Source organism: Streptomyces sp. NPDC057654, from assembly GCF_042800135.1.
Classification (GTDB): Bacteria; Actinomycetota; Actinomycetes; order Streptomycetales; family Streptomycetaceae; genus Streptomyces.
This window is the reverse complement of sequence record NZ_JBHVHQ010000332.1, coordinates 1-8565: the sequence shown is the minus strand read 5'-3', so window position 1 is coordinate 8565 and position 8565 is coordinate 1. Positions and strand designations below refer to the sequence as shown.

The window sequence follows — 8565 nt, the reverse complement described above, 5'->3', positions numbered from 1 at the left end:
TCGCAGATCAGGGGCCTTTTCGTATGTCGGCGCCGGGTGCCGCCAAGCCTCCGGCCTCCGGCCGGCGGTCCTGACGGGCCGTGCGGGACTGGCTACGCCCCCTTTTCCGCCACCGCCTCCACCGCCCGCTCCACCGGAGTGTCGCCCCCGATCAGTTCCAGCGTGCGGCCCGCCGTCGTCGGTGCGTACAGCAGTGCGGCCAGTGTCGCCGCCACGTCGTCGCGGGTGACGTCGGAGCGCCCGGTGGACTCGGCGAGCGTCACCAGGCCCGTACCCGCGTCGTCCGTCAGCCGGCCCGGTCGCAGGACGGTCCAGTCGAGACCGGAGCGGGCCCGTACGTCGTCGTCGGCGGCGCCCTTGGCGCGGAGGTAGGCGGCGAAGACGGGGTCGGTGCCGGGCGGCGGGGTGTCGGAGGCGCCCATGGAGGAGACGATCAGGAAGCGGCGTACGCCCGCGCGCTCGGCGGCGTCGGCGAAGAGGCCGGCCGCGCCGCGGTCCACGGTGTCCTTGCGGTCCGCGCCGCTGCCGGGGCCCGCGCCCGCCGCGAAGACGGCGGCGTCCGCGCCCTCCAGGTGCCGGGCGACGTCCTCGACGGACGCCGACTCCAGGTCGCAGACGACCGGCTCCGCGCCCGCGGCGAGGAGGTCGCCCGCCTGCTCGGGCCTGCGGATGATGCCCGCGACCTCGTCGCCGCGCTCGGCGAGCAGCCGTTCGAGTCGGAGTGCGATCTGACCGTGTCCACCAGCGATGACAATGCGCATATTCCCGACCGTACGCCGTGCAACCTTGTCTGCCACTCAAGAGTCTCCGTTGTTGATCAACACGTGGCCGAAAAATGGCCGCGCGCTGTATACGAGGGAGACCGTCATCACCGCCATACGCAAGACCATCACCGCTGTCGGCTGCGTCGCGGCCCTGACCGCCGGCGCCGTCGCCTGCGGTACGGAGCAGCAGCTGTCCCCCGGGAAGCAGCTGTCGAACGCCTTCGACGCGATGGGCAAGCAGCACTCGCTCTCCGTCGAGATGGGTCTCGACGCCACTCCGGACCAGCTGATCGCGATGTCCAAGGGCAGCGACGAACCGATGCCGCCGGCCATGGCCAAGGCGATGTCGAAGCTGAAGGTCACCTTCTCCGCGCAGTCGAAGAAGGCGCTGGCGGACACGGAGCAGGGCGATGTCACCGGTTCCTCGATGAAGATCTCGGGCGGCGAGGGCGACCTGGTGGAAGGCCGCTTCATCGGCGACACGGTGTACTACCGCGTCGACCTGAAGGCGTTCGCGAAGATGACCGGTTCGCCGGCCCCCACCAAGGAGGATCTGGACGCCAAGCTCCCCAAGGGCCTCGGATTCGCCGACAAGATCCTCGACGGCGAGTGGGTCAAGGTCGACACCAAGGCGATGAAGAAGGCCGCCGAGAAGCAGTCGAAGGCCAACGGCGGCAGCGGCGTCACCGGCGGCAAGGACGGCAAGGACGGCAAGGACGGCAAGACGCCCTCCGGTAAGCCCACGCTCAGCGAGCAGAGCCAGAAGAAGATCCTGGAAGAGCTCAAGGGCGTCGTGAACCACGAGGTCACGATCAAGGACGGCGGCAAGCACGACGGCGCCGACCACGTGGTCGCCACCGCCCCCTTCCGTACGGTCCTCAAGAGCGTCTTCGACAAGCTGCGGCCGTTCGCCGACGAGATGTCGCCCGGCGGCGCCGCCAAGATGCCCAAGGAAGAGGACTTCAAGGAGATCCCGGACGCCAAGGTCTCCGTCGACTTCGCCCTGAAGAAGGGCAAGCTCTCCGCCGCCTCCATGGACCTCGCGCCCCTCGCGGAGAAGGCGAAGATCAAGGGCGAGGTGCCGCTGCGGATGACGTTCGACGACAGCGCCGACAACGTCACCGCCCCCGCGAACGCCACCGCGATCGACCCCGAGGAGATGATCGCCGGGGCCATGTCCCTGGCCTCGGGCGCCCGCGGCGCCACCGGCCACGGCGGCGTCCACGGAGCCGACACCTCCCTCTACACGGGCTGACAACCTGGCCCGAGGGGCGGCCGGTCCCATACGTACAGGCCGCCCCTCCTACGGAGCGACGCCCCCGCCCCCGCGCGCCGACTGCCGGGGCAGGTCCAGGGCGATCACCGCCGCCGAGTCGCAGTACTCCCGCACCGCGCTCGTACGGGCCACCACCCGCCCCCGGTGCACCACCGTCCGGCTGTACGCGAGCGACAGGACGCCCGCGACGCTCTCCCCGCGCACGGCCAGCAGCTCCGCCGGGAACCCCGCCTCCACCCGCACCCGCGGCAGCCCCAGCGCGGCCCGCGCCGCCGTGCTCACCGCCTCGTACGCCTCACCCGGCCGCAGCTCGCCGCGCGACGCCAGCAGATAGGCGGCTTCCAGTGGATCGCCGCGCCCCACCGGGTTGGCCGCGTCCCGCAGCGCGCCGCTCCCGGCCGCCACCGCGACGCCGGCCGCGCGCAGCAGCCGCACCGGCGCGCACCGCGAGACGCGCGCCTCGCGCTGCTCCAGCGCGCAGCAGTCGCCCTGCGGCAGGCAGACCACGCCGACGCCCGCCGCCGCCAGCTGCTCGGCCGCCCGTACGGCCTGGTCGTACGGGAGCCGGGCGAGGCCGCCGCACGGGCCGAGGGTGACGCCGGGCCGCAGCCGGCCGGCCATCGCCGCGAGCCGCGCCAGCCGCGCCGGGTCGTCACCGTCCGTATGCAGGTCCACGGCGCAGTCGTGCTCGGCGGCGATCTCCAGGACGGCCTCGGTGTACCCGGTCGGGTCGGGGTCGAGGTCCGGGCAGCCGCCGATCACGGTCGCGCCCATCTTCACGGCGTCCCGCAGCATGGCGAGGCCGTCCGCCCCGGCCGCGCCGGTCAGCAGCCGGGGGACGGCGACGGCGGTGAGGTCGGTGAGCCCGCGCAGCGCCCGGCGGGCCAGCAGCACGGCCTCCAGCGAGCGCAGTCCCTGTACGTCGCCGATCCGCACATGGCTGCGGAGCGCCGTGGCCCCGTGGCCCAGGTGCAGGAGGGCGGCCTCGGTGGTGCGGCGCTGCACGTCCTCCAGGGTGTGCGGGACGGGGCCGGCGGCGTCCGCGTCGGCGGTGAGGGCGGTGTCGGTGTGCGCGTGCGGCTCGGCGGGGGCGGGCAGCAGCAGATAGCCGTGCAGGTCGACGCGGGTGCCGGGGACGAGGCTGCCGGGGGTGCCGACGGCCTCGATGGTCCCGCCGCTCAGCCGTACGTCCACGGTGCGGCCGTCGGCGAGCCGGGCGCCGCACAGGACGAGGGCGGTCCAGTCGGGGGCGGCGGGCCCGGCGGCGGCGTCGGCGCCTCCGGCAGCCTCGCCGTCGGGGTTCTTGGGGGGCTGCGACTGGCTGTCGGGCATCGCGCTCCTCGAAGGGCCGGGGCGTGCATGATCACGCAGCGTGGTCCGAGCCTAGGGCGCGGCCGGGGCGGCTTCGAGCAAGCGCCGAATAGTCGTACCGGTGTGGTTCGAGAGGCGGTTGGGGCGGAGGGCGACGGGGAACGGATACGGATTTCACGATCGGCGGCCGAGCGTGTAATGTCTTCATCGCTCGCCCCAATAGCTCAGTCGGCAGAGCGTCTCCATGGTAAGGAGAAGGTCTACGGTTCGATTCCGTATTGGGGCTCTGGTGTGTGAAGTTCCTCGCCTTCGGGCGAGGGTCTCTCTCGCATCACAGCGGTGTAGCTCAGTCGGTAGAGCAAGCGGCTCATAATCGCTGTGTCACCGGTTCAAGTCCGGTCACCGCTACACACAGTAGCCGATTGTGGGGTCGGTCCTCCGGTCGGCTACTCTTTTATGCGTTAACCCTTCCATCCGTCAAGGAGCACTCACGTGGCTGCCACCGACGTCCGCCCGAAGATCACGCTGGCCTGCGTGGAGTGCAAGGAGCGGAACTACATCACCAAGAAGAACCGGCGCAACAACCCGGACCGTCTTGAGATGAAGAAGCACTGCCCGCGTTGCAACGCGCACACCGCGCACCGCGAAACGCGATAACAAAGGCTCGTCTGCGAGGCCGTCCCCATTTTTTGGGGGCGGCCTCGCGGCGTTGATATGCGCAGTGCGCTCCCGTCGCGGCTGTCCGGGCTGCCTGTCCGAGACTGTGCCCGGGACATGCGCCCGGGATATCCGCCCGAGTCGCCCGTACCTGTCCGAGATACCTGTACGCGCCTGTGGTACCTGTACCCATCCGCACGCAAACAACAGGAGGTGCCGAGCCGATGGCGCTCGACCAGTCCTTCGTCGGACGGACCTATCCGCCCACCGCACCGTACGAGGTCGGCCGGGAGAAGATCCGTGAGTTCGCCGAGGCGGTCGGCGACGCCAATCCGGCGTACGTCGATGCCGAGGCCGCACGGGCCCTCGGGCACCCCGACGTGATCGCCCCGCCGACCTTCGTCTTCGCGATCACCTTCAAGGCCGCCGGGCAGGTCATCGAGGACCCCCAGCTGGGCCTGGACTACAGCCGGGTGGTGCACGGCGACCAGAAGTTCGCCTACACCCGGCCCGTACGGGCGGGGGACCGGCTCACCGTCACCTCGACCATCGAGTCGGTCAAGTCGCTGGCCGGGAACGACGTCCTGTCCGTGCGCGGCGAGGTGCACGACGCGGACGGCGAGCACGTGGTGACCGCGCACACGATGCTGGTGGCGCGCGCCGCCGAGGGGGAGTGAGACAGATGACAGCGAAGGTCTCGTACGACGCCGTCGAGGTGGGCGCCGAACTCCCGGCGCGGTCCTTCCCGGTGACCCGCGCCACGCTCGTGCGGTACGCCGGCGCCTCCGGCGACTTCAACCCGATCCACTGGAACGAGAAGTTCGCCAAGGAGGTCGGGCTGCCGGACGTCATCGCGCACGGCATGTTCACCATGGCCGAGGCGATCCGTGTGGTCACCGACTGGGCCGGCGACCCGGCGGCGGTCGTCGAGTACGGCGTGCGGTTCACCAAGCCCGTCGTGGTCGCCAACGACGACGAAGGGGCGGTCATCGAGGTCAGCGCCAAGGTCGCGGCCAAGCTCGACGACGAGGCCCGTACGGTCCGGGTCGACCTGACCGCGATGAGCGCGGGCCAGAAGGTGCTGGGGATGTCCCGCGCGGTGGTACGGCTCGCCTGAGACTTACGGGTAGCGGTGCGGTGTGAGTAAGGGGTGGTCGCCATGGGCGGCCGCCCCTTACCGTTCTCCCCGCTGCCCTCCTTGACCTAGTTAGTGATTGGGCACTAACTTATCCGCATGGTCAGGATGAGTGCGGAGGAGCGGCGCGAGAGCGTCATCCGCGCGGCGATGGCGGAATTCGCGCGCGGCGGCTACAAGGGAACGTCCACCGAGGCCATCGCCAAGCGCGTGGGCGTCTCGCAGCCGTACCTCTTCCGTCTCTTCCCGAACAAGCAGGCCATCTTCCTCGCCGCCGCGGAGCGCTGCATCCAGGAGAACCTGGAGGTCTTCGTCAAGGCCGCCGAAGGGCTGGAGGGGGACGACGCGCTCAGCGCCATGGGGGCGGCGTACCAGGAGCTCATCGCCAGCGACCCGGACAAGCTCCTCATGCAGATGCAGGTGTACGTCGCGGTGGCGTCGGCCGAGGCCGCGGGCGACCGCGAGTTCGGCGACTCGGTGCGGGCCGGCTGGCAGAGGCTGTGGGACGCGATCCGGCTGGCCGTCGGGGGGAATGTGGAGGAGACCACGTCGTTCCTGGCGCACGGGATGCTCATCAACGTCCTCGTGTCGCTGGGCTTCCCGCCCGATCACCGTCTGTGGGACGGCATTCACGAGACGGTGCCTTGTAAGCCGAGGGACTGAGCGACGCCCCAGGGGGACGGCTCTCCCTTGGTGTCGGCTCTCTCGCTCCCGCTTTCCCGCACCCATTTTTCATGCCCGAAAAACTTAGTGATCCATAACTAATCACTGGGGGAGAAAAGTGACCCATCCACCGGAACCGACCCGGAGCAGCCGCTCCACCACCGTCTGGGCCCTGATCATCACCAGCGCCGCCGGCTTCATGGCGGCCCTCGACAACCTCGTCGTCACCACCGCCCTGCCCTCCATCCGCGAGGACCTCGGCGGCGAGCTGGCCGACCTCGAATGGACCGTCAGCGCCTACACCCTCACCTTCGCCGTCCTGCTGATGTCCGGCGCCGCGCTCGGCGACCGCTTCGGCCGCCGCCGGCTCTTCATCGCCGGCACCGCCCTCTTCACCGCCGCCTCCGCCGCCGCGGCCCTCGCCCCCGGCATCGACGGCCTGATCGCCGCCCGCGCCGTGCAGGGCGTCGGCGCCGCCGTCATGATGCCGCTCACGCTGACCCTGCTCACCGCCGCCGTGCCCGCCGCCCGCCGCGGCATGGCGTACGGCATCTGGGGCGCGGTCAACGGACTCGCCGTCGCCTCCGGCCCGCTCATCGGCGGCACCCTCACCGAACACATCTCCTGGCAGTGGATCTTCTGGCTGAACGTCCCGATCGGCGTCGCCCTGCTCCCCCTCGCCCGGCTGCGCCTCAACGAGAGCCGCCGCGCGGACGCCCGGCTCGACCTCCCCGGCACCGCGCTCGCCAGCTTCGGCCTGTTCGGCATCGTCTACGCCCTGGTCCGCGCCAACCCGGACGGCTGGACCAGCGGCCCGGTCCTCACCGGGCTGATAGCGGGCGCGGCGCTGCTCGTCGCCTTCGTCGCGTACGAACTCCGCGCCGCCCACCCCATGCTCCCCATGCGCCTCTTCCGCATCCGCGGCTTCTCGGCGATCAACGCGGCCAGCATGCTGATGTTCGTGGGGATGTTCGGCTCGATCTTCCTGCTCAGCCAGTTCCTCCAGAACGTCCTCGGCTACTCGCCCACCGAGGCCGGGCTGCGCATGCTCCCGTGGACCGGCATGCCGATGATCGTCGCGCCCATCGCCGGCTATCTCTCCGACCGCATCGGCGGCCGCCCCGTCGTCGCCGTGGGCCTCGCGCTCCAGGCGCTCGGCCTCGCCCTGTTCGCGATGGTCCTCAGCCCCGACATCTCGTACGCGGCGCAGCTGCCCGGCCTGATCGTCAGCGGCATCGGCATGGGGATGTACTTCGCGCCCGCCGCCAATCTGGCGATGTCCAGCGTCCGCCCCAGCGAGCAGGGCATCGCCTCCGGGGCCAACAACGCGCTGCGCGAGGTGGGCGGCGCGCTCGGCGTGGCCGTGCTCGCCACGGTCTTCTCCGCCCAGGGCGGCTACGAGAGCGGTCAGCGGTTCGTGGACGGGCTGGAGCCGGCCCTCTGGGCAGGCGCCGGAGCCGTCGCGCTCGCGGCCGTGGCCGCCGTCCTGATCCCCGCCCGCGGCCGTACGGGCCAGGGGCCGGACGAGCAGGGCGGCCAGGCCCCGGCGGAACGCAAGTCCCCGGTCGCCGCCTGAGCCCTTTCCGACGATCCGTAGTACCGCGGGCCCCGGCGACCACCGCCGAGGGTCCGCGGCGCCGTCCCCGTACTCTTGGGCCCGTGCAGGAACTCCATGACGCCCCCCTCGCCCCGCTGACCACCTTCCGGCTCGGCGGCCCCGCGACCCGCCTGATCACCGCCGTCACCGACGACGAGGTCGTCGCCGCCGTGCGGGAGGCCGACGCCGTCGGCGCCCCGCTGCTGATCATCGGCGGCGGCAGCAACCTGGTCATCTCCGACGAGGGCTTCGAGGGCACCGCCCTGCGCATCGCCACCACCGGCCGCACGCTGGACGGCACCCGCCTGGAGCTGGCCGCGGGCGAGAACTGGTCCGACGCCGTCGCCCACGCCGTCGAGGCGGGGCTGGCCGGCATCGAGTGCCTGGCGGGCATTCCCGGTTCCGCCGGCGCGACCCCGATCCAGAACGTCGGCGCGTACGGGCAGGACGTCTCCGCCACGATCACCGAGGTCGTCGCCTACGACCGGCGGGCCGGCGAGGTCGTGACCGTACCCAACGCCGAGTGCGGCTTCGCCTACCGCCACAGCCGCTTCAAGGCCGACCCCGAGCGCCATGTGGTGCTGCGCGTGCGGTTCGAGCTGGAGGACGCGGGCGGGCTGTCCGCGCCGATCAAGTACGCCGAGACGGCGCGGGCGCTGGGCGTCGAACCCGGCGACCGGGTGCCCGCCGCCACCGCCCGTACGGCCGTGCTCGGCCTGCGCGCGGGCAAGGGCATGGTCCTCGACCCCGACGACCACGACACGTGGTCGGCCGGATCCTTCTTCACCAACCCCGTCCTCACCGAGGCCGAGCACGCGGCGTTCCTCGCCCGCGTCGCCGAGCGCCTCGGGCCGGACGTCGCCGCGCCGGCCTACCCGGCGGGGGAGGGGCACGTGAAGACGTCCGCCGCCTGGCTCATCGACCGGGCGGGCTTCGCCAAGGGATACGGGGCGGGCCCGGCCCGCATCTCCACCAAGCACACTCTGGCGCTGACGAACCGGGGGGCGGCGCGGACGGAGGACCTGCTGGCGCTGGCGCGTGAGGTGCGGGACGGGGTGCGGGAGGCTTTCGGGGTGACGCTGGTGAATGAGCCGGTGACGGTGGGCGTCCGCCTGTGAGCTGACCGCCGGCGGTTTTTACGGGGCTCCGCCCCGTGCCCCGG

The 8565-nt window shown here is 71.8% G+C and carries 9 protein-coding genes and 2 tRNA genes; 9 read left to right on the top strand and 2 right to left on the bottom strand.

Features of this window, described 5'->3' with window-relative positions:
• Positions 1–92: 92 nt before the first annotated feature.
• Positions 93–761 (bottom strand): NAD(P)H-binding protein, encoded by a 669-nt coding sequence (locus ACFU99_RS23260; protein ID WP_384394951.1) that lies wholly within the window; start codon positions 759–761, stop codon positions 93–95.
• 52 nt (positions 762–813) lie between these two features.
• On the opposite strand from ACFU99_RS23260, the gene ACFU99_RS23255 reads away from it, so the two are divergent.
• Positions 814–2019, top strand: a complete 1206-nt coding sequence (locus tag ACFU99_RS23255) for a hypothetical protein (protein WP_384394949.1) — start codon at positions 814–816, stop codon at positions 2017–2019.
• Between the two features lie 48 nt (positions 2020–2067).
• Here the strand turns inward: ACFU99_RS23255 and ACFU99_RS23250 are convergent, their stop codons facing one another.
• Positions 2068–3372: an amidohydrolase family protein gene (locus tag ACFU99_RS23250; protein ID WP_384394947.1), complete on the bottom strand. Its 1305-nt coding sequence runs from the start codon at positions 3370–3372 to the stop codon at positions 2068–2070.
• Positions 3373–3564: 192 nt separating this feature from the next.
• Between ACFU99_RS23250 and ACFU99_RS23245 the strand changes: the two genes are divergently transcribed.
• The 8 genes from ACFU99_RS23245 to ACFU99_RS23210 all read left to right on the top strand — a co-directional run bounded on the left by ACFU99_RS23245 (position 3565) and on the right by ACFU99_RS23210 (position 8521).
• Positions 3565–3637, top strand: a tRNA-Thr gene (locus ACFU99_RS23245).
• Between the two features lie 49 nt (positions 3638–3686).
• A tRNA-Met gene (locus ACFU99_RS23240) sits at positions 3687–3759 on the top strand.
• Positions 3760–3843: 84 nt separating this feature from the next.
• Positions 3844–4008, top strand: coding sequence for a 50S ribosomal protein L33 (rpmG, locus tag ACFU99_RS23235; protein ID WP_003948671.1), 165 nt, complete (start codon positions 3844–3846; stop codon positions 4006–4008).
• Between the two features lie 224 nt (positions 4009–4232).
• Positions 4233–4685, top strand: a complete 453-nt coding sequence (locus ACFU99_RS23230) for a MaoC family dehydratase N-terminal domain-containing protein (RefSeq protein WP_363225637.1) — start codon at positions 4233–4235, stop codon at positions 4683–4685.
• Between the two features lie 5 nt (positions 4686–4690).
• On the top strand, positions 4691–5125 hold the full coding sequence (locus tag ACFU99_RS23225; protein ID WP_384394944.1) for a MaoC family dehydratase: 435 nt from the start codon (positions 4691–4693) through the stop codon (positions 5123–5125).
• Positions 5126–5242: 117 nt separating this feature from the next.
• The gene (locus ACFU99_RS23220) at positions 5243–5806 is read left to right on the top strand and encodes a TetR/AcrR family transcriptional regulator (RefSeq protein ID WP_384394943.1); all 564 of its coding nucleotides are present in this window, start codon (positions 5243–5245) and stop codon (positions 5804–5806) included.
• Positions 5807–5924: 118 nt separating this feature from the next.
• The gene (locus ACFU99_RS23215) at positions 5925–7382 is read left to right on the top strand and encodes a DHA2 family efflux MFS transporter permease subunit (protein ID WP_384394941.1); all 1458 of its coding nucleotides are present in this window, start codon (positions 5925–5927) and stop codon (positions 7380–7382) included.
• Positions 7383–7465: 83 nt separating this feature from the next.
• Complete coding sequence (locus ACFU99_RS23210) at positions 7466–8521, top strand: UDP-N-acetylmuramate dehydrogenase (protein ID WP_384394939.1); 1056 nt, start codon at positions 7466–7468, stop codon at positions 8519–8521.
• Positions 8522–8565: the final 44 nt, after the last annotated feature.